The 26152-nt window shown below is 40.1% G+C and carries 18 protein-coding genes, 1 rRNA gene and 2 riboswitches; all 19 genes read left to right on the top strand.

The window, feature by feature from the left end; translation table 11 throughout:
• The first annotated feature begins 179 nt into the window (after window positions 1-179).
• Window positions 180-3518 carry a type VII secretion protein EsaA gene (gene esaA, locus J7E63_RS28215; protein WP_215018529.1) on the top strand — a complete coding sequence of 1113 codons (3339 nt, stop codon included), beginning with the start codon at window positions 180-182 and terminating at the stop codon, window positions 3516-3518.
• Window positions 3493-4005, top strand: coding sequence for a type VII secretion protein EssA (essA, locus tag J7E63_RS28220; RefSeq protein ID WP_215018531.1), 513 nt, complete (start codon window positions 3493-3495; stop codon window positions 4003-4005). Before esaA ends, essA begins: the two co-directional genes overlap by 26 nt.
• Before the next feature lie 13 nt (window positions 4006-4018).
• A complete protein-coding gene (locus J7E63_RS28225) occupies window positions 4019-4270 on the top strand; it encodes an EsaB/YukD family protein (RefSeq protein WP_088085120.1) in 252 nt (83 codons plus the stop codon).
• Window positions 4271-4335: 65 nt separating this feature from the next.
• Complete coding sequence (gene essB, locus J7E63_RS28230; RefSeq protein ID WP_215018533.1) at window positions 4336-5517, top strand: type VII secretion protein EssB; 1182 nt, start codon at window positions 4336-4338, stop codon at window positions 5515-5517.
• A gap of 11 nt (window positions 5518-5528) precedes the next feature.
• Window positions 5529-10067 carry a type VII secretion protein EssC gene (gene essC / locus J7E63_RS28235; RefSeq protein ID WP_215018535.1) on the top strand — a complete coding sequence of 1513 codons (4539 nt, stop codon included), beginning with the start codon at window positions 5529-5531 and terminating at the stop codon, window positions 10065-10067.
• Window positions 10060-10464, top strand: coding sequence for a chorismate synthase (locus J7E63_RS28240; protein ID WP_215018537.1), 405 nt, complete (start codon window positions 10060-10062; stop codon window positions 10462-10464). The genes essC and J7E63_RS28240 overlap by 8 nt, the downstream gene beginning before the upstream one ends.
• The gene (locus J7E63_RS28245; protein WP_215018539.1) at window positions 10451-10750 is read left to right on the top strand and encodes a WXG100 family type VII secretion target; all 300 of its coding nucleotides are present in this window, start codon (window positions 10451-10453) and stop codon (window positions 10748-10750) included. Before J7E63_RS28240 ends, J7E63_RS28245 begins: the two co-directional genes overlap by 14 nt.
• Window positions 10747-11457 carry a DUF5081 family protein gene (locus tag J7E63_RS28250; protein WP_251033824.1) on the top strand — a complete coding sequence of 237 codons (711 nt, stop codon included), beginning with the start codon at window positions 10747-10749 and terminating at the stop codon, window positions 11455-11457. Before J7E63_RS28245 ends, J7E63_RS28250 begins: the two co-directional genes overlap by 4 nt.
• Window positions 11450-11776, top strand: coding sequence for a hypothetical protein (locus tag J7E63_RS28255; protein WP_215018540.1), 327 nt, complete (start codon window positions 11450-11452; stop codon window positions 11774-11776). The genes J7E63_RS28250 and J7E63_RS28255 overlap by 8 nt, the downstream gene beginning before the upstream one ends.
• A 1-nt stretch (window position 11777) precedes the next feature.
• On the top strand, window positions 11778-13859 hold the full coding sequence (locus J7E63_RS28260) for a hypothetical protein (RefSeq protein ID WP_215018542.1): 2082 nt from the start codon (window positions 11778-11780) through the stop codon (window positions 13857-13859).
• Between the two features lie 13 nt (window positions 13860-13872).
• Window positions 13873-14121 carry a hypothetical protein gene (locus tag J7E63_RS28265; protein ID WP_215018544.1) on the top strand — a complete coding sequence of 83 codons (249 nt, stop codon included), beginning with the start codon at window positions 13873-13875 and terminating at the stop codon, window positions 14119-14121.
• A gap of 214 nt (window positions 14122-14335) precedes the next feature.
• Window positions 14336-15292 carry an AAA family ATPase gene (locus tag J7E63_RS28270; RefSeq protein ID WP_214998306.1) on the top strand — a complete coding sequence of 319 codons (957 nt, stop codon included), beginning with the start codon at window positions 14336-14338 and terminating at the stop codon, window positions 15290-15292.
• Between the two features lies 1 nt (window position 15293).
• The gene (locus J7E63_RS28275) at window positions 15294-16517 is read left to right on the top strand and encodes a DUF58 domain-containing protein (RefSeq protein WP_215018546.1); all 1224 of its coding nucleotides are present in this window, start codon (window positions 15294-15296) and stop codon (window positions 16515-16517) included.
• The gene (locus tag J7E63_RS28280; protein WP_215018548.1) at window positions 16510-18729 is read left to right on the top strand and encodes a DUF4129 domain-containing transglutaminase family protein; all 2220 of its coding nucleotides are present in this window, start codon (window positions 16510-16512) and stop codon (window positions 18727-18729) included. The genes J7E63_RS28275 and J7E63_RS28280 overlap by 8 nt, the downstream gene beginning before the upstream one ends.
• Window positions 18730-18816: 87 nt before the next feature.
• A riboswitch (purine riboswitch) is annotated at window positions 18817-18919 on the top strand.
• A 147-nt stretch (window positions 18920-19066) separates the two neighbouring features.
• Window positions 19067-20587 (top strand): glutamine-hydrolyzing GMP synthase, encoded by a 1521-nt coding sequence (gene guaA / locus J7E63_RS28285; RefSeq protein ID WP_215018563.1) that lies wholly within the window; start codon window positions 19067-19069, stop codon window positions 20585-20587.
• A gap of 152 nt (window positions 20588-20739) precedes the next feature.
• Window positions 20740-20840, top strand: a riboswitch (purine riboswitch).
• 112 nt (window positions 20841-20952) lie between these two features.
• The gene (locus J7E63_RS28290; RefSeq protein ID WP_215018550.1) at window positions 20953-22281 is read left to right on the top strand and encodes an NCS2 family permease; all 1329 of its coding nucleotides are present in this window, start codon (window positions 20953-20955) and stop codon (window positions 22279-22281) included.
• A gap of 173 nt (window positions 22282-22454) precedes the next feature.
• Window positions 22455-23297 carry a glucose PTS transporter transcription antiterminator GlcT gene (glcT, locus tag J7E63_RS28295; RefSeq protein ID WP_215018552.1) on the top strand — a complete coding sequence of 281 codons (843 nt, stop codon included), beginning with the start codon at window positions 22455-22457 and terminating at the stop codon, window positions 23295-23297.
• 191 nt (window positions 23298-23488) lie between these two features.
• Window positions 23489-25564, top strand: coding sequence for a glucose-specific PTS transporter subunit IIBC (gene ptsG / locus J7E63_RS28300; RefSeq protein ID WP_215018555.1), 2076 nt, complete (start codon window positions 23489-23491; stop codon window positions 25562-25564).
• A gap of 337 nt (window positions 25565-25901) precedes the next feature.
• Window positions 25902-26152: ribosomal RNA gene (locus J7E63_RS28305) — 16S ribosomal RNA — on the top strand; the annotation flags it as partial.

Below are 26152 nucleotides of genomic sequence, written 5' to 3' on the forward strand. Positions count from 1 at the left end.
GTCATTCGGGGCTATGTTCCCAAAAAACCAAAAGCCACGCGACAATTGTTGTGTGGCTTTTATTCTTTGTTTGCAGCTAGCAGGCAACTTAAAAAAGTCTCCCAACATATTAAAATGTTTTTATATAAAAATAGAAATCATTTCTTTATTACATACTAAAAATTTCAGGGGTTGAGTGGATGAAAAGGGTTGAGCGGGGTGTCTTGTTATTTCTAGTTCTGATCCTTGCGCTATCTTCAGGCATCTCTTATCTGGCATTGAATCAAGGTTCAAATAGCAAAGCCAACACAGATGAGCAGAAAATGACCGTAGCATTGGTTAATGAAGATCAAGTTGCAAGTTTTAATGATAAGAACTATGAATTCGGTGCTGAATTTATCAAGAATATTGAGAAAGATGATACACATGACTGGTATGTTGTCAGCCGTGGTGTGGCTGAAAGCGGCCTTGCGCGGAATGTCTACAACATGATGATTGTCATTCCGAATGATTTTACAGAAAAGGCATTATCAATTGATTCGAAATCACCAGAACAGGTGGTATTGAACTACAAAATTAATGCTTCAGATAACAGCAATATAAAAGCAAAAGCCGAGAAAACGGCGAGCGCTATCTTAGGAGATTTTAATCGCCAAATTATTGATGTCTATTTTGCTAGTGTCATTGGCAATTTACATGATGCTCAGGACAATATCGGAACATTGGTAAACAAGGAGCAAGTATATACGAACTTCTATGATCAATCGATCCATCGTCCCATATCCGGTTACACCGCTCAGTTTGGAGCTGTTGAGAGTAACACAAAGATATCGAGAGAGAGCTTTACCGGCTTACAGGACCTATTAAAGGGGTTTGAAACTAGCCTGGGTGAGGATGTAACCGCAAGCCATACCTACCAATCCAGCTTAGTGGATTTTACAAAACTGAAAGCGGCAAATGGTCTTTTAACAAAGGGTTTCTCTGGCCAGCTTAACATGTTAGATCGTGAAATGAATCATGGCGATGTCATGCAGCAATTAGATTATTTAACGTCAGCTAATAAGGCTATCAATGACCAGTTCCACCAAAATGGTAATCAGTCGGCGACTATTTTAACCGAATCAGCCGCCCTTCAAGCGTACCTGAAGGACACGAAGGATAAAATGGATCAAATGAATGCAGAGCTGTCGGACAAATTGGCATCAGATATGGAGCAATTAATTGCCGATAAGCTTAAGAACGAAATAAAACATAGTTCAGGTCAAGAGCAAAATGTTTCCTTAAGTCATATGTTTGCTGCTCCAGATAAAAATGCACGGGATACATTACAAAAGCAAATTGATCTGCTGCCAACACTTGATAGTAATGATTTAGACGGCCTAGGCCTAAGTGATCAAACCATCACACAGCTAAAAAATGTCATAGCTGTCACCAATAAATACAATCAAGAGTTTGGTTATACCCCTAATCGTGATGCAAATGGGATTCCTTTGTCTGAAAAAGTAAAACAAGTCAAAAGTGATTTGATGACAAAGGGGGTAACTCTAACAGATACCGTAGACCTGCAGAAAAATAAAAAGAATGGGCAGGAATTTACATTATCGATTCCAAAAGAATTTGAGATTGAGAGAGTTTTATTATCATTACCAAATAGTCAAGAAATGGATTATACTGAGTCATTTCTTCCGTACCAAAAAATTAAACTGCCTTCAACAGATGAAGGACAATTCACTGTAAAAGTTGATGTGAGTCTTAAAAACATGGATGCAATCCTTGATGTTTTCCAGCCGATTACATGGAGTTGGGAACTCGATCAGAAGGATATAACCGATGTAGATCATCCAGAACTGCCAGGAACGGAAGAGGGAACTTCAGCTGAAATTAAAAAGAAAACCGAGCCATCCGTATCGTCCTATGAAAGTAATCAGCCCATAACAGTTGAAGAAATGGGCAAAGGTCCGAATGATACGACGAACGAAAAGACGGTAGAAAATCAAGAGATGACTCAACCAAGTGATAATGACGACAAAAGCATTATTGAGAGATTACAAATTTTAAATAATCATATTGCCCACCAAGTGATGTCACCACTTATCGGGGATTCGACAAGTGTTCTAATCAATGCTTCCAGCGATACCGTCAGTGATTTCCATAAGTTATTGACTCTGTATAATTTATACTTTGGCATTGGCATAGATCAATTTAATCGTCCGGACCTAGTAAATGATTTGAATCAAACCAATCTGACGGATATGGCAGATGTGGATTCACTATATTATTTATTTAATAAGCAAGACATTGTCGATGTGTTAGCATCTTATATTGCTGAACAAATAACAGAGGAAATACGGGAACAGACAGAAGATGTAAAAGGAAAAATAGATGAATATATGCTGCTGGTTGACAATGCCAATCAAAATGCGGCCCAAATGTCGGAGCGGATTAACGAAACAACAGTACAAGCAGAAACTTTAAATACAAACCTTTCTGAGACGTTAAAAGATTTAGGAGCATGGCGCGAAGCAAGTCTTAATTTACAAACTGAACAAGCAAAAGTTTTGCTGAATGGGGACGAAGAACAACAGGCAGTTCTATCGATAGGAAATGAATTTAACTCGCTGCTTGCTGCAAGTCAATCCCTAGCGGACCAGTCGAAATCTAATTTAACTTCCGCTGATTCGGTTTATCAAACCTTCGATGCAATCGATCGTCAAGCGAAGGAAATTAAAGCCAGTGGAACGACTTTAGTACAACAAGCAGGGAACCTTTCGAGTAATTTAACAACTAAATTGGCAGAGGACCAAAACTTTGCTGACAATTTCGCCGGGGTGCTAGCCAATAGCCGCATAGGTGAGCGGCCAAATGAAGATTTGTTAAGCTTTCTTTCAAATCCGGTCCAAACCAAGAATGCTGGGGTTATCGCTGCAGGTGATACCTTTACACCTTACTTTGTTGTCTTGATTTGTTTTATTGTCGCCTTATTTACCGCCTATGTTCTCTCTAATCATGAGCGAAAACGTCTGCAAGAAGACACATTTGCGGGAGAACAAACAATTGTTGGCAAGAATATACCGCTCACAATTATGACTGTGGGTATTGGTCTGGTTGAGGGAATCGTGATCGGACTGCTGTCAGCCTATTTACTGCAAATGAGTGAAGGGAAATCCCTGCAATGGATCGGTTTAATCACGTTGATTATGGTCACATTGCTGATGGTGTCAGCTTATTTATTACGGCAGTTGAAAATGGCAGGGATGTTTATCCTTTTGGTGATTTTGAGCCTCTATTTATTCCTAACCGAGGCACTTGGACGTCACTTTGATCAATTTTCTGCCGCTGCTACATTAAGAGACTACTCACCTTTGCAATACATTGAGACGTTATTAATGAAGTTTGGAAGTGGAGCAGCTGATACAAAGTGGATTATTTTTGGCTTAGCAGCCCTGACGGTTGTCAGCCTTGCCGGCCATTTGTTTGTCTTTAATCGTTCGGCTAAAAGCGAGGAGGTTAATCATGAAGGAATTAGTGAAGCTCTGTAGTGTTATCACTGTTTTTACAGGATTCCTTTTTATGTTTTCACTCCAGCCTTTGGCGGATGAAACCCTTGATCATAGCGGGGAAATTCGATTGCAAACGGACCGGATTGGCCAAGATGCAGTTGAAAGAGAGAACTTAGAAACTCAAGACTATCAAGAAACGGAATTGGAAAAATTGGCGCCGAACCTGTTTAAGGAACAAACGCAGGCTGCCCTCAAAACGAAACAAATAGAAATGGAACAATCCACGTCAGATTTACAACAAGGGCTTTTTGTTTCGCCGAGTAAGCCCGATATTACCCTGAAACATACCGAAAAGGTACTGTTTTCGAGTAATTATACAGTTCAATATACTGCAGCTCCCTCCGAGAACGAGCCTGAGGATCAACAAGGTGGTATTTTGAACACAAAAACAATCACGACGTTCTTAGGGATGGTCGTGATTGGCTGCGGCGGGATCTTTACTATGATGAGAAAAACGCTTGGGTAAAGGAGGGGTCACCATGCCTAGTCAAACACATGTTAACGTGACCGTTGATTTTAGCAGATGGGGCAAAGGGCAGTATGACGTAAGAATTCCTGCACACCAACCGATTAATCAACTGCTGGTGAATTTGGCAGAAACCTTAAATCTGGATCTTACAATGGCACCTCTGTTTGCAGTAAAGCTTTCCAATAAAAATCTCTTATTAGCAGATGACGATCGGCTTATCGATTACCCGGTAACCAATGGAGACCTTTTACTAGTTTTATAAGTATATAGAACAGGCACTAATCTTTCTGAAGATGGCGCCTGTTTCGCAGGAAGGAGTCAGAACTCATGAATGAAATAAGCATCCAATGGGAGTCAATCACATACAAGTTTCTCATTCTTAACAATAGCTGGCAGCTGAACTTGCCGAAATCACAAACACGAGTAAAAGATGTTCGCCAATTGGCTTTAATCAATAACGACTCAGACTTATTCGTACCCGCAATGGTTGAAGAAGGAGACGATATGTTTACCTTCTCTTTTGAAGTCGACCCAAGGGCTAACACATGGGAAGATGTACAAAAGCTAAACCGGAAAGATAAACTACGCCTGTTGTACAATCTAGCTCGATTCAAAAAAATCCTAACCACGCGCATGACCTTCTTCTTACATCCCAACAATCTGATTTTTGATGATAATCTTTTACCATCTATCGTGTTTCGCGGTATCCGGGAGTTGATTCCCCCACATGAGCTGAATGAAGAAAAATTATTACTCCAATATAAATGTTTAATCGTCGCCTTATTTTCAAAAAAGTATACCTTTGACGAGCTCTATTCTGGTTCATTGAAAAATGCCAAGGATACTCCCTTTGAACGTCAAGTGGGTGAACTAGATGATTTTGATGCTTTAATCAAGTTTTTGGAAGAACAGTACATAAAGGAAAAAATAGAGCTGGATAAAACCATGGTACATGTACCTGCAAAGCGATTTCGCCTGTTTAAACAATTAACTTTTACTATGATTGCTCTTTCCGTTATATTGGCCGTGCCGCTCGTCTATCTGAGTATTGTAAAAACACCTTTTCAGGAAGACCTCCTCGAAGCAGATCGTCATTTTTTATCCTTAGATTATGGGGACGTCATTAATGATTTAGAAGACCAAACACCAGAAAAATTACCAGATACTAGTAAGTATGTTCTTGCTTATTCTTTCATTAAAACTGAGAAGCTTTCGGAAGATCAGAAAGAGGTCATCTTGAAAAATATTAGTATAAAAAGTGATCCTAATTATTTGTTGTATTGGATTTACAATGGCCGGGGCGATTTTGCCAGAACGATCGACCTTGCCAAGTATATTGATGATCCTCAATTAATCATGTATGGACTAATCAAACAAATCGAACAGGCGAAAAATGACCCTGACTTAAGTGGGACAGAGCGTGAAAAGAAGGTTCAAAAATATCAAGAACAATATAATACATATGCTGATAAATATGGTCTAGACTCCATCCTAAACCAGCAGAACTGAGGGAGAGAAAGATGGCACAACGATTATTACTGCTGAGCTATAAAGATCATTTGCACAAATGCCATTTAACGATAAATGAACCAAAAACAATAATAGTCGGAAATGATCGTTCCAACACGATTACCTTTCTCGATTTAAATCCAGGATTGTCCATTATGTGGGATGGAGCTGCATGCACAATCGGTAATCTGCAGCTGCAGGTTAACGAATGCCTTACATTAAACACTCATGACGAGCCGATCCAGGTTTATATCAAGGAAGAAGCGGAGCGGTGTGTATACGATACAACAGAAAACTATAGTATTACATTTGGTGCTAATGATTACGATGATGTAAGAATCGAGAACGCTGCCCTCGATTTTGTACTGATTCGCGAGCATTTGGGTGATCCTTTTAAACTTGAAATCTTTGAAGGTCAAATTTACCACAATTATGTTCGGACAACGGGTGTGGTGCTGCTAGAACCAGGAGACCAGCTTTTTTTTGACGGGATGATGATGAAGATTGGTCAGGAGGACCTTGAAATTCTAGGAGTCGAATCCATCATAACAACGAAATTAGTTCGTTTATTTGATGTTCACCATGATTTCGGCAGTCATTACCCTGATTATCATCGTTCACCAAGGATTATATACCGTGAGCCAGAGGAAAAACGAAAAATTGCTAAACCCTCTAATAAACCTGGAAAACCGAGTGAACAGCTGGCACGGGTGATTGTTCCGCCGCTTGTGATGATTGCAGCGATGATCATGGTCTCATTGTTTCTGTCGAATGGGTTTTATATCATCATTATGCTTGCTATGACAGTAACGACGGTCATTTTTTCAATCACATCCTATCTAAAAAGTCTGAAGCAATACCGCTTAAGTTTTAAAGAGCGGGATATAAGCTACCGCGAGTACTTGAAACAGAAAACACAGCAATTATATCAAGCTAGTGAAGAACAGCGGCATGCCCTCTATTATCACTTTCCAGATGTGGAGCAATTGCGTGTGATGGCGATGAAGGTTGATCCCCGAATTTATGAAAAGACCAGCTTGCATCATGACTTCCTTATGTATCGTGTTGGATTAGGGAGGGTTGATTCGAGCTTTGAGGTCGAATTCAATATCGAGGAGTTTACCCTTGATAAGGATGAACTGGTGGATGCAGCCAGCAATCTTCGGGCTCAGTATCTCACATTAGAAGATGTACCGGCAGCGACATCATTAATGAATGGACCTGTTGGGTACATTGGACAGCGTCAGCTTGTGATGGAACAGTTACAAATGCTCGTGATGCAGGCTGCTTTATTTCACAGTTACCATGATGTTCAGTTTGTCACGATCTTTCCTGAAGAGGAAAAAGGGAAATGGGAATGGATGCGCTGGCTCCCGCATGCTAGTTTACGAGAACTAAACGTAAGGGGATTTGTTTATCACGAACGTTCTCGTGATCAAGTTCTTAACTCCCTTTATCAGATATTAAAAGAACGCAAGCTTGCTATCAATGAGAAGAGTAATAAAAGTGAAAAAATTCATTTCACTCCTCATTTTGTTGTGTTAATAACCGATGAAAAAATGATATTGGATCATTCCGTGATGGAATACTTTAATGAAGACCCGAGTGAATTAGGTGTTTCCCTTGTATTCGTACAGGATGTCATGCAGTCTCTTCCGGAACAAGTGAAAACGGTTATTGATATTCGTGATGCCACAACCGGAATGATGATCCTTGAGAAAGGTGAATTGGTCAATCGACGATTCACACCCGATCGATTTTCGGAAGGCTTTCATAAAGAAGATTTTTCACGGGCATTGGCATCGCTTAATCACCTGCAAAATTTAAAAAATTCGATTCCAGAAAGCGTGACCTTTCTCGAAATGTATGGTGTAGAGAAAGTGGAGGAGCTCGGTATTGATGGGCGATGGACACAAAATGAAACCTATAAAAGCCTGGCTGTTCCTCTGGGAATGCGTGGGAAAGAAGATCTTGTCCATTTGAACCTCCATGAAAAAGCACATGGACCACATGGTTTAGTGGCTGGGACGACTGGCTCTGGAAAATCAGAAATTATTCAGTCATATATTCTCTCGCTTGCGGTAAACTTTCATCCGCATGAAGCTTCTTTTCTGCTCATTGATTATAAAGGCGGAGGGATGGCAAATTTATTTAAAAATCTCCCGCATTTATTAGGGACGATTACAAATTTGGACGGTACGCAATCGATGCGGGCTCTTGCGTCGATTAAAGCAGAATTACAAAAGCGCCAGCGGTTATTTGGCGAACATGATGTCAACCACATCAATCAATATCAAAAACTGTATAAATCAGGTGAGGCTAGAGAGCCGATGCCTCATTTATTTTTAATATCAGATGAATTCGCCGAGCTCAAATCTGAGCAGCCCGAATTTATGAAGGAACTTGTTTCGACAGCCCGTATTGGACGTTCCCTTGGGATTCATTTGATTCTGGCTACACAAAAACCAAGTGGTGTGGTGGATGACCAAATATGGTCCAACTCTAAATTCAAGCTGGCACTCAAAGTTCAAAACGCCAGCGATTCGACAGAGATCTTGAAAACGCCGGATGCGGCGAATATCACACTTCCTGGTCGTGCCTATTTACAGGTCGGCAACAATGAAATTTATGAACTATTTCAAAGTGCCTGGAGCGGGGCTGATTATATTCCTGATAAAAACGAACAAGACTTACTGGACACAACGATTTACGCCATTAATGAACTTGGCCAATATGACATCCTCTCGCATGATTTAAGTGGACTATCAAATAAGAAAGACATTAAAAAAGTTCCAACAGAACTGGATGCGGTTGTTGATTATATTCAAGCCTATACAACGGAAAAAAGGATTGCTGAACTTCAAAGACCATGGCTGCCGCCATTAGAGGAGCGAATTTTCCTTCCAGATTTAAATGAAGTGAACTATACAAAAGCTTGGGATCAAAAGAAGAGATCGTTAGAAGTGACATTCGGTTTTCTAGATCTGCCTGAAAGGCAAGCACAAAAACCACTGACCTTGGACCTTTCTAAAGATGGCCATCTTGCTGTGTTTGCGAGTCCTGGGTATGGGAAGTCTACCTTTTTACAAAGTGTGGCCATGGATATCGCTCGACAGCACAGTCCGGAGAAAGTCCATTTCTATTTGATCGACCTCGGGACGAATGGTTTGCTGCCATTGCGGGAATTGCCGCATACAGCCGATACGATTATGGTAGATGAGGAAATCAAACTAGGAAAGCTTTTCCGCCGCCTGCAAAATGAGTTAAAAGAGCGAAAACAAAAATTAAGCAGGTATGGTGTGGCAAATATTCAAATGTATGAACGGACGAGTGGGGAAGAAGTCCCCGTCATTGTATTACTCATCGATACATTTGATTCCATCGTCGATGCTTCCTATCGGGACGATTTTGAGAGAATAGCGGCACAGATTGCACGGGAAGGTGTAAGTGCAGGAATCCATATGGTGATCAGTGCGGGTCGGCAAAGTGCCATGAGGGCACCGATTCTAGCAAATATTAAGCATCAAATTTCGTTGTTTATGATTGATACTATGGAGACGCGGAATATTGTCGGAAGAACAGAGTTAACGATTGAAGAAGTTCCAGGACGCGGTTTAATTAAATTAGATCAGCCAACCTTGTTTCAAACGGCTCTTCCTGTCAAAGGAGAAGATACGCTAGCGATTATTAAACATATTCAAGAAGAGAGTCAAGCGATGCGAAACGCTTGGAAGGGCGAGCTGCCATTCCCGATCCCAATGGTTCCGGAAATCCTTGACTTCACAGCTTTTATTGAGAAACCAGAAACCAAAGCCATTTTAAACAAAGGCGGCATACCGTTTGCGGTAGATTTTGAAAATGTCGAACCTGTCGAATTAAGTGTCGTTAAAGATCATACCACCTTACTTTTAAGTGATCGAATCGATGCAGTGGAACAAGCCTATCTAAATCTAATCGCAAGTATCTCTGTTAATCATCACATTGATGTCGGGCTAATCGACAATGCTGCGTCAAGATTTAGAATGTATAAGGAAAATGTCAATCTTTATGCCGACCATGCCGGTTCAATGGAGGAGTTTATCGAGCAGCTTCAGCAATTATTTGAAACAAGGGAAGATGCCTTCCATCAAGTTCAAATGGCCACCAATGGCCGTGCAACTAGGAATGATTTTCTGAAGGAGATCCGCCCAATGGTTGTCTTCATAACCGATGTGTCATTCGTGATCGAATCGATGTCCTTTACAGAACAATCGATTCTAGTAAAACTAATGGACACGGGAGCTCGCACAGGCATTCATTTTGTTGTCGGAGCTGTCCATGGCGCATTAGAAAGGCAATACGATGATATCGCGACCATGGTGAAGAAACAAAAGACCGGCATCTTGATTGGAAGAATTACTGAGCAGAACATTCTTGAGGTCCTAACTAGACCATATAAAGAGCCAAATTTACTTCCATATGAAGCCTATTACATTAAACAGGGCAAAGCAGAAAAGATCAAAATTGCTGCTCCTAGTGTAAAAAGAGAGGAAGTGACTGTCCATGTTTGATTGGTTTAAAAGCGATTCGGAGAGAAAAAGAGATGATTATTACGAGCTGTATGAAAAACTCAAGAGTGCCATTTCGGAACACGATCATAAGGTATCAGAAGCAAATGCAGCCTACAGTTCCTATCTAGGTGCTATTCCGAATCTATCTAATTCAAAAATACCTTCAAATGATTTTGAAACGAGCAGGGAAGAAGTAACAGAAAAGTTAAAACAGTATTTTCGGGCCGATCAAGAAAAGCGGAGTTCACTGGTTGCTGCGAAAAACAAGGCATATGAACGATATGTCCATTATAAAAATTTGGCCATAAAAGAGGCAGAAGCGGAAAGAGTAAGAAGAGAAAAGGAATTGAAAGAGCTACAGGAGAGATTGGAGCGATTAATCAGTGGGGAGCGTTAGAATTGACGGAGATAAAGTAAACGAAGCGAAGGCCGCGGCGAAGGCATTAGAGCAATCGATTGAACAAACCTATGAATCTTGTGAACAACTAATTTCTTATCTTCATTCAGCGAAATGGAGCGGGAAATCTAGAGATTCCTTTTTAAGTTATCTGGAAATCATTCAGAAATATCATCGTGATATGAAGTCTGCTGTCGCAAAACAAACAAAAGCGTTAAATAATCTAGATGGTTACGTAGATGATTTCCTTCAAGACGGCTCAGTAAGGGAAGTGAAGAATTTATGATGGAACAATCGACAGATACGTTTTCAACGGCTGAATTATACCTTTTAGCGGCAGCTTTTGGTGGAACAGTTCTATTTGGCTTACCTGAGAAGGAAGTTTACCAATTAAAAGGCGAAGAGGTTTTTAAAGAAGCACATGATCGGCTGATCGAGAAGAAAATCATCACACCGGAGGGAAAGATAACAAAATCTGGGGCCCTGGTCATCCAGACCATTGAATTTTATCATCAAAGTAAGAAATACGTTCGTATCAATAATCTTCTCTTTGCCTTCCATGAACGTGAAAGTGATGAGGTCATTGTGCTGGCGGAGTTGGAAAGACAGGGGTCTTATCAGTTACGTATCACCTCTAAAGTATCACTTCTAAAAATGTTAAGTGAACATTTTCCGGTGATTGTAAGAGAACCGGTTGAAACGGAAAAAGCGTTCTTAAAAAAAGAATTATCTAATCAAGAAAGACGCGAGACCGAGAGTTTTGAGCCGGAAGAGATGTTTATGAATCTAGAATTCTTCCATCTTAAGGAGGAACATAAAGATCAATATAATTGGCACTATTATCAGCAGTGGCTGATTTTTACGAAAAATGAAAAGTTAATCATGGTCGATACTGTAAATAAAAAATATTACCATGCTAGTCAATATTGGTTTTTGAAGGTCCTATTTGACGAAATGGATTTCCCTTATAAGGAGGCGAAGTCATATGCTTAAAGCTGATGGGGGCGGTTCCAGCATGCTGATTAATATAAATTCTGATGAGATGACAACCATTTTCACCTTTTTACAGGGGATTATTACGGAGCTAGAGACCAATGCCACACCGAGTATTGAAAAATTGTCGAACATTGATTATTACATAGAAGGAAAAGCCAAAAAAGCAATGGATGTATATGCAGAAGCGAATCAGAAGGTAATGGATTTATACGATAATTACTCCCGTGCCGCTGCGTTGGTGATTGATATCCTAAATACGATGATGCATGCAGACGAAGCAATCGCGGAACAAATCATCGCAAAACTGGGGGTATGATGTGATGGATGTAAAATATATCCCATCAGACTGGGAAAAGATGAAAGACGGCATTGGCGATTTAATCGGTCTGGGCCGCTGGGGCAAAGGGATGATTGATACTCTGAAAGATCTAAGTGATAATTTAGAGGATGCTGAGTCTGATATCGCGAATTATGATAGTGATGGGGTTATATCCTTTCATCACACCAGTCAAAAAAGCAGGTACCAAGGATTATTTGAAGACTTCGAGATTTTACACAACTTTACCGGAAAGGTCGGAGAAATTGTTGACCGCACAATTGATCAGCCATTCTATGAAGATATGGATGCGTTTGTTGAGGCAATGCGTGATTTAACGATTTCCAACTATACGACCACGAATCGAGTCGGAGCGACAGAGACTCAATATGTCTATGCAGGTTACGGTCCTGCTCAATCTTTTGAAGTTCCTAAAACGGAAGTAAGCTTGGATGACTTGTTTAGTGGTGATAATTACTATGCAAGTCAAATGAAGCTTGAATACGATGCTTGGAAAGAACTTAATCCAGACCAGAATTTCACGCAAGAAGAATATCAACAAGCCGTTTTAAATACACGTGCCTTTGAGTATGAATCCATTCGGAACCAACAAGAAAATAAGGAATTCTGGGTACAAATAGGTGCGTTAGTGGTTATTGTTGGGGCCACACTCATCTGTCCTCCGGCAGGACTGGCCTTAGGGGCTGCCTATGGTGCAATGGAATGGAGCTCAGCTGTTTCTGGTAAGGATTGGGTATCAGGCCGGGAACTTGGGACATCGGAAAGATGGTTCCGCGGATTATTGGCCCCATTGGATATTGTCCCTGGTGTCAGCGGGTTAACGAAATTCAGCAGCACTGTACGTCTCGCCCATCTTGGGGAGAATATCGGTGGAATAGGATTGCGGTCAGGAGTTAAAGGGAGTTTCCATCAAGAAATCAATCATGTTGATAACATGGTTAAAACCGCTGGCCAGCAATCGGTCACACGTTTGAAGAGTGCTTCAGCGGCTATTAAAGATGCGTCTAATGTCGTGAAAAATAAACTGGCAAAAGATACATTGGAAGCAGGAAGGTTAGTCGACTCCGCTATTAAACAGATGAAAAACATTACTCAGTCAAGGAGAATGGGCTTGGTTGTAGAGGATTTGGGTGATACTGGGAAGGTTCGCATGCCTGTTGAGAATAGTCATGTGGTGGAGAATAAGCTGAAAGATGTGCTTAGTCGGATTGATGGGGTTAATCTTGGTAATAGAGATGGTGCAGGATTAGGTAGTAAAGAAGGCATAAATGCGAAATATATTTGTGAAACTTTTGAAGGTGTAGGAAAAGAAGCACAAGATAATTTTAATAAATTTATGAGAGAAAATATATGGTGTGATGAAACATTATCAAACGCCGATAAAATTGAAATAATGAAGCGGAATTTTGAGAGGCTCACACCCGAACAAAAGGAAAACTTTAATGTGTTAAGTGATGATAGGGTTATAAATAATCCTGATTATTCTAATTGGGGACAATGGCCGGATGTAAACTGGCCTGATTTCCCTGGATTAGACAAAACTAAAGAAGTATTAGGATTATCAAGTGAGAACTTAATGCCTGAGCACCTTGATAGAATTGGCAGCCCTTATGGTAAAAATTTTGGTGCAGTTTTAGATAATTGGAAGATTTATTCAATGGATGAGCGTTCGATCTGTTATATTGATAACGAATATGCATATAATGATTATCCTTATTTTAATAATGAACATTATTTTGATTGTATTGATTGTATTAAAAACAATGATGCTAATTCGTTAAACAAGGTTATTGATGATATAAATAAAAAAAATGGAACTAATATCGAGTATATCGATGAAGACATAATGGAAGCTTGGAATTTGGACTATCTACAATTTCAGGCAGATCCACAATTGCAAAAACTCTGTTTGGAAAAAGGTATCGACTCTACATATGGTGTTATGGGAGAAGCAGCTCCATGGTATGGCAAAAATGGTGAAATCATAACTAATGGTGGTGCTAAACAAATAAATACACCAGTGTCAGGTATTGCTTTGATAAGATTAGGAATTTTGAAATAGAGGAGGGAAAACAATGACTAAGGAAGAATACGAAAAAAGAATTCAAAATGAAAATATTAATTTAGATAAATTACAAATTGTTATAGGGAGCGTATCAAATGTACCTTATACAACAGGGTGTTATAGAGATGGGGATTTTTGGAAGATATATAAAGTTGGAGAAAGACAAAATCTCGTTGTTGTCAGAGAAGGTAATGAAGATGAAATTTTTGAATCAATGTATAAAGTAACAAAAGGGTTGTTAAAACAATCCCAGTGGTAGAATGTATTTATTGATGTGGAGACATTGGTTGAAGTCAATTCCGATATTAATGATTAAAGGAACTCCTGTAAGAGGATGGCTTATTCTGTAAATTTAAATTAAGAGTCTACTCATTTTTCGGAGTAGGCTTTATTTATAAAGGAATATTTTAGGAGTATATAGAATACTTAGATGAATGCCCAAATAGATAGTAACCATCCTAGGAGGAGTCACCTTGTCTCTTGAACAAATAAATCCCGTGATTGAAAAAATACTCGTAAACATTGAAAAGGTTATGATTGGAAAAAGAGACGTTGCTGAACTTAGTCTGGTCGCCCTGTTAGCTGGCGGCCATGTGCTGTTAGAAGACGTACCAGGTGTCGGGAAAACGATGATGGTTCGTGCCCTGGCAAAGTCTGTGAATGCCAACTTCCGCAGAATTCAATTCACACCGGATCTATTGCCATCCGATGTAACCGGAGTCTCCATATATAATCCAAAAGAAATGGAATTTCAATTTCGTCCCGGTCCGTTAATGGGGAACATCATTCTTGCCGATGAAATTAACCGGACATCCCCGAAGACACAGTCGGCACTCTTAGAAGGGATGGAGGAAGCGAGTGTAACCATTGATGGAATAACCCATCAACTGAACAAGCCATTTTTCGTTATGGCAACGCAAAACCCAATCGAATATGAAGGGACATACCCGCTTCCTGAGGCACAACTTGACCGTTTTTTATTAAAAATGAGAATGGGTTACCCGGACTTACAAGAGGAAATGGAAGTGTTGAACCGAGCACAAAGGGTTCCGCCGATTGAGGATTTAACGCCAGTGATTGACCTTGAAGGCCTCCTCGATTTACAAAAAGAAATTAAAGATGTCTTCGTCGATGATACGATTAAGCGTTACATTGTCGACATTGTCAATCGCACTAGGGGACATGGCAGCGTCTACCTTGGGGCAAGCCCAAGGGGTTCAATTGCCTTAATGAAAGCAGCGCAGGCCTATGCGTATATGTTTGGACATGATTATGTCCTGCCTGATGACATTCAATATTTGGCCCGTTTTGTCTTATCCCATCGGATCATTTTAAAATCAGAGGCAAAGTTTGAAGGGATTACTGCTGAAGAAATAGTCAACCAGGTGGTTGCAAGAGTTCCTGTACCGGTCCAAAGGTTAGTGAAATAGAATGAAAAAGCTCTGGATTCCAATCAAAAAAGTGTGGAAGTTTATCCTGTTACTTTTTTTGATTCTATTAACCTTTTCTTACGCGATGTTCCAAGGGGGTTTTGTCAGCTGGTTTTTATTTTATAGCTTTTTACCCTTTGCGATCTATTGTGTGGCCATAGCCTTCTACTCCTTAAATGAACTTGAAGTCACAAGAACATTGCAAAAATTAGATTACAACGCGGGGGAACATTTAAGGGTGGCAGTTACAGTAAAAAGGTCAAAATCCTTTCCGTTATTTTATTTACTTGTCGAGGACAACTTAGATGATTCCTTGAAATTTGCCAATCAGCAAAAGAAACCAAAGGCACTTCTTTTACCGGGATTGAAAAAGGAATTTTCTTATGAATATATCATTGAAGAGCTGCCTCGCGGTGAACATTTTTTTCAGTCCTTTACCGTAAGAATCGGTGATCCGCTTGGATTATTCGAAAAAGAAAAAAGGGTAACTTCAGAGGGAAAAATTATTGTCTATCCAGCTTATTTAGATCTATTATATCGACCATTTGAAAATCAGTATGATCAAGGTTTGACCGCATCAAGGGAACGTGTGCAGCGTGATACCTCAATGGCTACGGGTGTAAGGGACTACCAGCCGGGTGACAGATTTTCGTGGATTAACTGGAAAGCCTCTGCGAAACGAAACGTACTAATGACAAAGGAATTTGAGCAGCGGCAATCACATGATGTTTTTGTCGTCATGGACTGTGTGCCAGATAACCATTTTGAGCCTTTGGTATCCTTTACGGCCTCATTACTGCGGGCCATTTTGAAAAAAGGAGCCCAGACAGGCCTATTAACGATTAGCAACGAGCGGGCATCGTTCCCGATCCGAGGCGGAGAACAGCATCTCCAGCAACTCTTTTATCATTTAGCAAAAATAGAAGCGAAATGTATCTCACCTTTTGAAAAGGTGTTAGATACAGATGGTCTGTTTATCCAACAAACGGTTTCATTTATGCTTGTCACGGCACAGATAACCAAACCCTTGATTGAAAAAGCAAGTTTTCTTGGACAACGAAAAGGAGGAACCATTACGCTTTTTCTAATAAAGGGGGAGAAAGAATCCCCAACAGAAAACGAAAGATCACTCATTGCAATGGCCAATGCACGAGGGGTGCGGATTGTTATGGTTCATGAAGGTCAACACAAGGCAGCCTTTTCGGAGGTGAACTTTTTTGATTAAAAGGGATTATCCGTCGTTTCTGTTATATACGTTTGGTTTTCTATTATTATGGGAGTGGCTTCGTCCAGTTGAACAATTAACGGAAACGGAACATATTGAAACATTTATTATTTTCCTGATTATTTCGTTTTCCCTCTCTTTTTTACATCTAAAATGGATTTGGCAATACCTGATTAAAATGATATTTATCTTATATTCTATCAACCGCATCCACTATGATGAAGGGTTCTTTCAGTTTGGCTGGGTTAAGTCCTTATTAACGGATGTGATCGATAATATTGGCTTGATCGCTGCAAGGGACTGGAACGACTTATCCAATGTGTTCCGGACACTATTATTCTTTGTCCTGCTTTGGCTAATGGTCTATTTAATTCATTATTGGCTCTTAAACCGGAAGCGAATATTTATCTTTTATTTTATGACATTGATTTATATTACCGTGTTGGATACGTTTACCCCTTATAGCGCAAAAGCGGCGATTGTCAGAACAGTGGTGGCTGGTTTTGCGGTGATGGGGATGCTGACGTTTAACCGGATTATCCAGAGGGAGAATGTAAACACTGAGCCAGCTTTCTTTCGAAAGTGGATGGTGCCGCTAGCAGGAATGATTGCATTTAGTGTTTTTATTGGAATAGCAGCACCAAAAGCTGAACCGATATGGCCTGATCCTGTTCCCTATTTAACAGCTAATAACGATAAAGTTCCAGAACGCAATCTAAATGGTGTTCATCGAATTGGGTACGGAACGAATGATTCGGCTTTAGGCGGTCCATTTACAGGGGACAACAACCCGGTTTTTAACTATGAAGCGAACGGAAAAAATTATTGGAAGATGGAAACGAAGGATGTTTACACAGGAAAAGGCTGGCTAACATCTGGGACAACGCCCATTTCCTTCCGTCAGGAAGACTTGGTCCCTGTTTATTCATTGCCAAAAACAGTGGAGACCATTAAGGAAACTGCCCGTGTATTAACCCATGTAGGTTATAATTATAACTATCTTATGTATCCTGCCGGTATTAATAAAGTGTTAAAAATTCTGCCGCTTGATGCAGCTGGAAATGACTTTGAGGTCGATACAACGAATGAGAGAATCAGCTTTTACAATCATAACAAAGCTCCTGTTGTACCTCGCGACTTTACAGTTGAATTTGAAACACCCAAATATAAAGCAAAGGATTTAGTGCAAACAACTAGTTTTGATCCGACGAGCATCAACCCTGAATTTTATGAAAAGTATACCCGACTGCCTGAGGAACTGCCACCAAGAGTTAAAGTGTTAGCAGAAGAAATTACTGCCTCAAAATCGAATTGGTTCGATAAAGCGAAGGCAGTGGAAAGTTATTTTGGAAAAGCGGAATACACCTACGGCCAAAAAAATGTTGCGGTGCCTGACACCAACGATGATTATGTCGATCAGTTTTTATTTGATACAAAAAGGGGTTATTGCGATAATTTCTCCTCATCCATGGCAGTTATGCTTCGAACACTGGGGATTCCCACTCGCTGGGTCAAAGGGTTTACGGGCGGAGATTTTCTCCAATCTAGTGATGAGGCTTCAGGGGTACAGGTTTATGAAGTAACAAATAATAATGCCCACTCCTGGGTGGAGGTCTTTTTTCCGAATCAAGGCTGGGTCCCATTTGAGCCAACAAAGGGCTTTTCAAATGAAATCATCATCAATTATGAATCAACAGCGACATCATCATCTAATCCGCAAACCAGCACACCAACTGCGAAAAATCCTCAGCAGGAAAATCTTGATGATACGAAGGCGTCAAATGATTCGAATCAATTCTCTGATATCAAAAGAATATGGGCTGATTCAAAATTGTTTTTGAAAAATAATTGGAAGCGGATGGTTCTTATATTCATACTCTTAGCAGGAGTATTTACGATTCTTTATCGGATCCGTGGGAAGTGGGTTCCCTACTTGCTGTTAGCGGTTTATCGGTTCAGGAAAAAGGACGAAAGTTTCGGGGCTGCCTACCTGGCTTTATTAGAACAGTTCGATCGCTACGGTTTAAAGCGGAAGGAGAACCAAACACTGAGGAACTATGCCCGTTATATTGATTCGTTCTTTTCGACGAGAGAGATGTCCCGATTGACAGCTATTTATGAAAATTATGTGTATCATCAAAACCTGCCAAAGGGAACTTGGGAAGAATCGCATGAATTGTGGGAAAATTTAATCAAAAAAACAATTGCTTGACCAGAAAAACGACCTATTGTTACAATATGTACTATTCAATGTCTAGCGTAAGCTATTAGCGGACTTCGCTAAATGGGTGTGCGCTTTTCAAAATATGTACGTTTCCTTCATATATCCTCGAAAATAAGGTTCGAGAGTCTCTACCGGGTCACCTTATAATGACCTGACTATGAAGGCAGGATTTTTCTGTGAGCACTTTGCAAGAAAACTAGAATTCTGCCTTCCTGATATTTAATGGAGGGAGAATTCTAGTTTTTTTTATATCATTTGTTGTTACGGTTAATAATAACTATATCTTAAGAAAATTGGGGTGAATGCTTTGCCAGGAAAGCATGAAATGATTATTGTATTAGATTTTGGGAGTCAATATAACCAGCTAATTACTCGCAGGATTCGCGAGTTCGGGGTATACAGTGAACTGCATCCGCATACGATTACAGCAGAAGAAATTCGCCAATTAAACCCAACAGGGATTATTTTTTCCGGCGGACCAAACAGTGTGTACGATGAAAATTCCTTCCGTTGTGATGAAGAAATATTTGAAATGGGTCTGCCTATTCTCGGAATTTGTTACGGGATGCAATTAATGACTGTCCATTTCAATGGGAAGGTGGAAAAAGCGAGCCAACGTGAATACGGAAAAGCAACCATGACGGTGCAGCATGAATCAGCGCTTTTTAGCGGCCTCCCTAATGAGCAAACCGTGTGGATGAGCCATGGCGACCTTGTGGTAGAAGCTCCGGCAGGTTTTACTGTTGACGGCACGAACCCGCACTGCCCGATTTCAGCGATGAGTGATGAAGAACGAAAGCTTTACGCTGTTCAGTTTCACCCGGAAGTACGTCATTCTGTTTATGGGAATGAATTGCTTAGGAATTTTGTTTTCAACGTTTGTAAAAGCACTGGCGATTGGTCAATGGGGAACTTCATTGAAATCGAGATGGCTAAGATTCGCGAGCAGGTTGGCGATAAAAAAGTACTTTGCGCTTTAAGTGGCGGCGTCGACTCTTCTGTTGTTGCCGTGTTAATTCATAAAGCGATTGGTGACCAGTTAACTTGTATTTTTGTGGACCATGGTCTTCTCCGTAAAAATGAAGCAGAAAGTGTGATGAAGACTTTCTCTGAAGGCTTCCATATGAATGTAATCAAGGTCGATGCTAAAGAGCGTTTCCTATCGAAGTTGGAAGGCGTTTCTGACCCAGAGAAGAAACGGAAAATCATCGGCAATGAATTTATCTATGTATTTGATGATGAAGCAACAAAGCTGGAGGGCATCGAGTTTTTAGCCCAAGGAACGCTTTATACCGATATCATTGAAAGTGGTACGGCTACCGCGCAGACGATTAAATCACATCACAATGTAGGCGGTCTGCCAGAGGATATGCAGTTTACATTAATTGAACCATTAAGCACCTTGTTTAAAGATGAAGTCCGTGTGCTTGGAACAGAGCTTGGCATTCCGGATGATATCGTCTGGAGACAGCCTTTCCCTGGCCCAGGTCTAGGGATTCGTGTCCTAGGGGCTATTTCAGAGGATAAACTTGAAATCGTTCGGGACTCGGATTGGATCCTTCGTGAGGAAATTAAAAAGGCTGGGCTTGACCGAGAAATATGGCAGTATTTCACCGTACTTCCAGACATTCGCAGTGTCGGGGTAATGGGTGATGCAAGAACTTACGATTATACCATCGGTATCCGAGCAGTTACCTCGATTGACGGGATGACATCCGATTGGGCAAGGATTCCGTGGGATGTCCTTGAAGTAATTTCGACGCGTATTGTTAACGAAGTAGCGCATGTGAACCGGGTAGTGTACGACATTACCAGCAAGCCACCAGCAACGATTGAGTGGGAATAAGAAAAGCGATAGCGTAAGAACTAGGACTATAGTCTCAGTTCTTATTTTCTTTAGGAGTAAAATATTCACGAACGATTTCAATTTTAATTTTAAAATCGTTCGTATTTTTTGTTTACAAGATATTTTTTTCCTGCTAAAATAAAAAACGAGTTAAGAGAATATAATAATTGCATCGTATAATCTTGGGGATATGGCCCAAAAGTTTCTACCGAGCCACCGTAATGGCTTGACTACGAGGCAGTGTCATTAATAAAGAGGCTAGCTTCCTTTCCTCTATTATTGCACATGCCTAAAGTCACGCTCCGGTAGAATATGCCGGAGCTTTTTTTTGCATAATAAAGAAAAGATTCATAGGGGGAAAATAAATGCAGAAGTATTTTGAGTTTGAGAAACACGGTACAAATTATCGCCGCGAGTTTATTGGTGGACTGACCACCTTCTTAGCGATGGCTTATATACTAGTTGTTAACCCGTTAACATTATCATTAGCATCGATAAAGGATTATCCTGATGCCTTACGAATGGATTATGGTGCCGTATTTGTGGCAACAGCCCTCGCATCAGCGATAGGATCGATTGTCATGGGACTCCTCGGGAAGTATCCGCTAGCGCTAGCGCCTGGTATGGGTTTGAATGCGTTCTTTGCATATACGGTCGTTTTAGGAAGCGGGATTCCTTGGCAGCATGCCCTTGGAGCAGTGCTTATCTCAGGTGTGTTTTTCTTCTTATTAACGCTCACTGGCCTGCGAGAAAAAATTATTAACGCCATTCCAGTTGATTTAAAACACGCCGTTGGTGCGGGGATCGGTTTATTCATTACCTTTATCGGATTACAAAATGCTGGTATTGTGGTCAATAATGATGCAACACTTGTTGGTTTAGGCGATTTGACAGCAGGACCTACTTTGCTTGCTATTTTTGGGATCGTTGTTACAGTAATTATGATGACAAGAGGTATTAATGGTGCCGTATTTTATGGAATGGTCATCACAGTAATCGTCGGAATGATCTTTAACTTAATTGATATGCCGCATAAAGTAGTCGATTCAGTTCCAAGTTTAGCGCCGACCTTTGGTGCAGCCTTCTCTTCGTTTGGAGATAGTTCTTTTTATACAACTGCAATGCTTGGAATTATTCTAACTTTCTTGTTTGTTGATTTCTTTGACAATGCTGGTACACTTGTCGCAGTAGCGAACCAAGCGGGAATCATGAAAGACAATAAACTGCCTCGAGCAGGACGCGCGTTAATTTCGGATTCGATTGCAACAACTGTCGGTGCAGTACTTGGTACATCCACTACAACGTCTTACATTGAATCATCTGCAGGGGTCGCCTCTGGAGCGAGAACTGGGTTTGCAGCTTTAGTAACAGCCGGACTCTTTATCTTATCGTTATTCTTCTTTCCGTTATTATCGGTTGTTACAGCACCTGTAACGGCACCTGCGTTAATTATTGTAGGGGTATTAATGGTATCTTCATTAGGGAAAATTGATTGGCAGCGTTTTGAGATTGCTGTTCCAGCATTCTTAACCATGATTGCGATGCCACTGACTTACAGTATTGCCACTGGTATTGCTGTTGGGTTTATCTTCTACCCAATTACAATGATCGTAAAGGGCAGAACAAAAGAAATACACCCGGTCATGTACTTCTTCTTTGTAATCTTTGTACTATATTTCATTTTCTTAAAATAAGTCAAAAGGAACTGTGGGCTGCCACAGTTCTTTTTTATCGGGTTGAGAGGGAAGAAATTTGAATAAATTACTTTCATAAGTTCATGTAGCTGTCGAACTTTGTCGTTGACTTCCTGTTTTCTCTCTTTTATCCTGTAATTAATAGGTTAAAAGGTAGAAATGGGGAATTGGGTATGGCAGAACTGCTGATTGAAAAGGTTTTAAATAATAATGTTTTAATTGCTGAACACCCTTCCTATGGAGAAGTTGTTTTGATTGGGAAAGGACTTGGCTTTAATCGCAAGCACGGGGACTATATCGAAACAGATTCAGTGGAAAAACTTTTTGTCTTAAAAAATGAAAAGGAACAAGAAAATTATATAAAATTGCTTCCTTTTATCGATAATGAATACTTAGAGGTAATCATAGCCTCCATTGAATTAATCAAGCAACGAACAAATTCGATGTTAAACGAACATATCCATGTGGCGTTAACGGACCATCTTATGTTTGCTTTAACGAGGATCTCGCAAGGGATGGAATTGAAAAATCCATTTTTGGTGGAGACGAAAGCGCTTTATCGTCATGAGTATGAAGTGGCAAAAGATGTCGTGGAGCTTATTAAAGATAAGACAGGAATTAGCCTTCCAATTGGTGAAATAGGATTTATCGCCCTGCATATTCATAGTGCGCTAACAAATAAGAATCTTTCGGATGTAAATCAACATTCACAACTAGTCAGCAGATTGGTTGATATGGTAGAAGAACAGCTTGAAATAGAGATAGATAAAGAAGGAATCGATTATATGAGACTTGTTCGTCACCTTCGCTTTGCCATTGATAGAGTAGTTAAAGGTGAAAAAGTCGATGAACCAGAAAAAATCGCTTCCCTATTGAAAGATGAATATCCAGTATGTTATAATCTCTCATGGAAGCTCATTAAAGTGATGCAACAATCATTAAAATTGAAAGTCTTTGATGCAGAAGCAGTATATTTAACAATGCATTTGCAGCGACTTCAAAAAAAATTTAAATAGCACTTATTTTTTTACGTGTTACTGATTCGATCAGGCATGAGTAAAAAGTTTAATTGAAATGAAGTTAATGGGGTAATCTATACCCATAGTTTCATTCAATTGGATTTTTTTACTCATGCCTTTTTTATTGTATTTCTTGTGGATAATGTAACCGCTTTATGAGCCGAACAAAAAATTAGGAGGTATTTTTTATGTTTAAAAATGCTTTTGGTGTTTTACAGAAAGTCGGTAAAGCACTTATGCTACCAGTAGCGATTTTGCCTGCTGCCGGGATATTATTAGCAGTTGGTAATGCACTTCAAAACCCAACATTAATTGACCTCGCCCCGTTCTTAGATAATAGTGGGATCGCGATGGTTGCGAAGATCATGGAACAGGCAGGTAGTGTAATATTCGGAAACCTGCCCCTATTATTTGCTGTTGGAACAGCTATTGGACTTGCCGGAGGAGAAGGCGTTGCTGGACTTGCAGCTATTGTAGGCTTCCTAATTATGAATGCCACGATGGGTACGGCATTAGGAATTGATGCTAACGCATTAAAGGCTAATCCACAAAGCTATGCTTCTGTTTTAGGGATACCAACACTTCAAACCGGTGTATTTGGAGGAATTATAGTCGGTCTAATTGCCGCTTATATGTATAACAAATTTTTTGAAATTGAATTACCATCCTATTTAGGATTTTTTGCTGGAAAGCGATTCGTTCCAATTGCTACTGCTGCAAGTTCAGTTGTCTTAGGTTTATTAATGATTTTTATTTGGCCGTGGGTTCAAACAGGCTTAAATACTTTCTCAACAAATATGGTTGATGCAAATAGAACTGTTGCTGCTTTTATTTTTGGAGTGATTGAACGTTCATTAATTCCATTTGGACTGCATCATATTTTCTATGCGCCATTCTGGTATGAATTTGGCAGCTATACAGATGCAGCTGGCAAACTAGTCCGCGGTGATCAGCCTATTTTTATGGCACAAATTAAAGATGGTGTTCAACACCTAACTGCTGGAACATTCACAACAGGTAAATATCCGTTTATGATGTTTGGACTTCCTGCAGCAGCACTTGCTATTTACCATGAAGCTCGACCAGAAAAGAAAGCGATTGTAGGGGGATTGATGGCTTCTGCAGCGTTAACTTCTTTCCTAACAGGTATTACAGAACCAATTGAGTTCTCATTCTTGTTTGTTGCTCCAGTATTATTTGGAATCCACGCAATTTTTGCGGGATTATCCTTTATGACAATGCACTTATTAAATGTAAAAATCGGGATGACATTCTCTGGTGGATTAATTGACTATGTTCTATTCGGTTTAATCAACCCACAAACAAATGCGTGGATCGTCATTCCAGTAGGTCTAGTTTTTGCATTGATTTATTACTTCGGTTTCCGTTTCGCGATCCGCAAATGGAATTTAAAAACACCAGGTCGTGAGTTAGAAGAAGAAGATGATAGCCAAGCGCCGACAGGCAAAGCAGGCTCAGGTGATTTAGCAACTAATATTTTAGATGCCATGGGCGGTAAGGAAAATATTGCTCATTTAGATGCTTGTATTACACGTCTTCGTGTATCGGTTAATGATAGTAAAAACGTTGATAAAGCCCAACTGAAAAAACTTGGAGCTGCGGGTGTCCTTGAAGTAGGTAATAACATTCAAGCGATTTTTGGACCACGCTCTGAAACAATCAAAGGACAAATGAAAGATATCATGTCAGGTAAGCGACCTCGTACGACTTCTGTTGCTACACCAGAAAAAGGTGCAGAACAACAGAACGAGGCCACTAATTCAGATGCACTTCAAAAAGCGCGTGAAAATGAAGTATTTGCAGCACCGATAAAAGGGGAAATCAAGCCGATTACCGAAGTGCCGGATCAGGTGTTTGCTGGAAAAATGATGGGCGATGGCTTTGCGATTGTACCGGCAGAAGGAACAATTGTTTCACCAGTCAATGGAAAAATCGTAAACCTATTCCCAACAAAACATGCAATTGGTATTTTATCTGATACTGGTCGTGAAATACTAATTCATGTGGGTATTGATACTGTTAATTTAAAAGGCCAAGGATTTGAGACATTAGTTTCAGAAAATGACATTGTCGAACAAGGACAGCCGTTATTAAAAGTTGATTTAAATTACATTAAAGAACATGCAACATCCACAATCACACCGATTGTCTTCACGAACTTAGCTGAAGGCGAAAAAATTGTTATCAATAAGCAAGGTCAAGTGGAGTTGAAGCAAGAAGGTATCATCAAGATTACTAAGTAAATTGGGAGCCGGTCCAAATGTTTGGATCGGCTTTTTACTTATTAATAGAAGAAAGTGGATATAGTTAATTTTATTTGAAATTTTTATTGACGTTGTTTAAACTAGATGGTAGTATATTAAAGCAGTCGTTATTGACGAGTTAATAACTTGTTGGTGGTATAAACATTTGATAAATTGGTTGACAACGAATTGCTGAGGTGTTATAGTTATAAAGTTGCTTCAAACGAAGTAACGAGCTTGTTCTTTGAAAACTAAACAAACAAAATCGTGCAAACAAACAAAAATTTTAGTTTCAATTAAGAAACTAAGCCAACGTAACAAAATGAGCTAATCAACTTTCTTGGAGAGTTTGATCCTGGCTCAGGACGAACGCTGGCGGCGTGCCTAATACATGCAAGTCGAGCGAACCAACAGGAGCTTGCTCCTGTTGGTTAGCGGCGGACGGGTGAGTAACACGTGGGCAACCTGCCTGTAAGACTGGGATAACACCGGGAAACCGGTGCTAATACCGGATAATCCTTTTCCTCTCATGAGGAAAAGCTGAAAGTCGGTTTCGGCTGACACTTACAGATGGGCCCGCGGCGCATT

The sequence above is a fragment of the Bacillus sp. ISL-75 genome (genome assembly GCF_018613095.1).

What these genes read in the sequence shown, in the direction of transcription:
- esaA (WP_215018529.1), top strand. Translation starts at nt 180, where the DNA reads ATGAAAAGGGTTGAGCGGGGTGTCTTGTTATTTCTAGTTCTGATCCTT.
- essA (WP_215018531.1), top strand. Translation starts at nt 3,493, where the DNA reads ATGAAGGAATTAGTGAAGCTCTGTAGTGTTATCACTGTTTTTACAGGA.
- J7E63_RS28225 (WP_088085120.1), top strand. Translation starts at nt 4,019, where the DNA reads ATGCCTAGTCAAACACATGTTAACGTGACCGTTGATTTTAGCAGATGG.
- essB (WP_215018533.1), top strand. Translation starts at nt 4,336, where the DNA reads ATGAATGAAATAAGCATCCAATGGGAGTCAATCACATACAAGTTTCTC.
- essC (WP_215018535.1), top strand. Translation starts at nt 5,529, where the DNA reads ATGGCACAACGATTATTACTGCTGAGCTATAAAGATCATTTGCACAAA.
- J7E63_RS28240 (WP_215018537.1), top strand. Translation starts at nt 10,060, where the DNA reads ATGTTTGATTGGTTTAAAAGCGATTCGGAGAGAAAAAGAGATGATTAT.
- J7E63_RS28250 (WP_251033824.1), top strand. Translation starts at nt 10,747, where the DNA reads ATGATGGAACAATCGACAGATACGTTTTCAACGGCTGAATTATACCTT.
- J7E63_RS28255 (WP_215018540.1), top strand. Translation starts at nt 11,450, where the DNA reads ATGCTTAAAGCTGATGGGGGCGGTTCCAGCATGCTGATTAATATAAAT.
- J7E63_RS28265 (WP_215018544.1), top strand. Translation starts at nt 13,873, where the DNA reads ATGACTAAGGAAGAATACGAAAAAAGAATTCAAAATGAAAATATTAAT.
- J7E63_RS28275 (WP_215018546.1), top strand. Translation starts at nt 15,294, where the DNA reads ATGAAAAAGCTCTGGATTCCAATCAAAAAAGTGTGGAAGTTTATCCTG.
- guaA (WP_215018563.1), top strand. Translation starts at nt 19,067, where the DNA reads ATGATTATTGTATTAGATTTTGGGAGTCAATATAACCAGCTAATTACT.
- J7E63_RS28290 (WP_215018550.1), top strand. Translation starts at nt 20,953, where the DNA reads ATGCAGAAGTATTTTGAGTTTGAGAAACACGGTACAAATTATCGCCGC.
- glcT (WP_215018552.1), top strand. Translation starts at nt 22,455, where the DNA reads ATGGCAGAACTGCTGATTGAAAAGGTTTTAAATAATAATGTTTTAATT.
- ptsG (WP_215018555.1), top strand. Translation starts at nt 23,489, where the DNA reads ATGTTTAAAAATGCTTTTGGTGTTTTACAGAAAGTCGGTAAAGCACTT.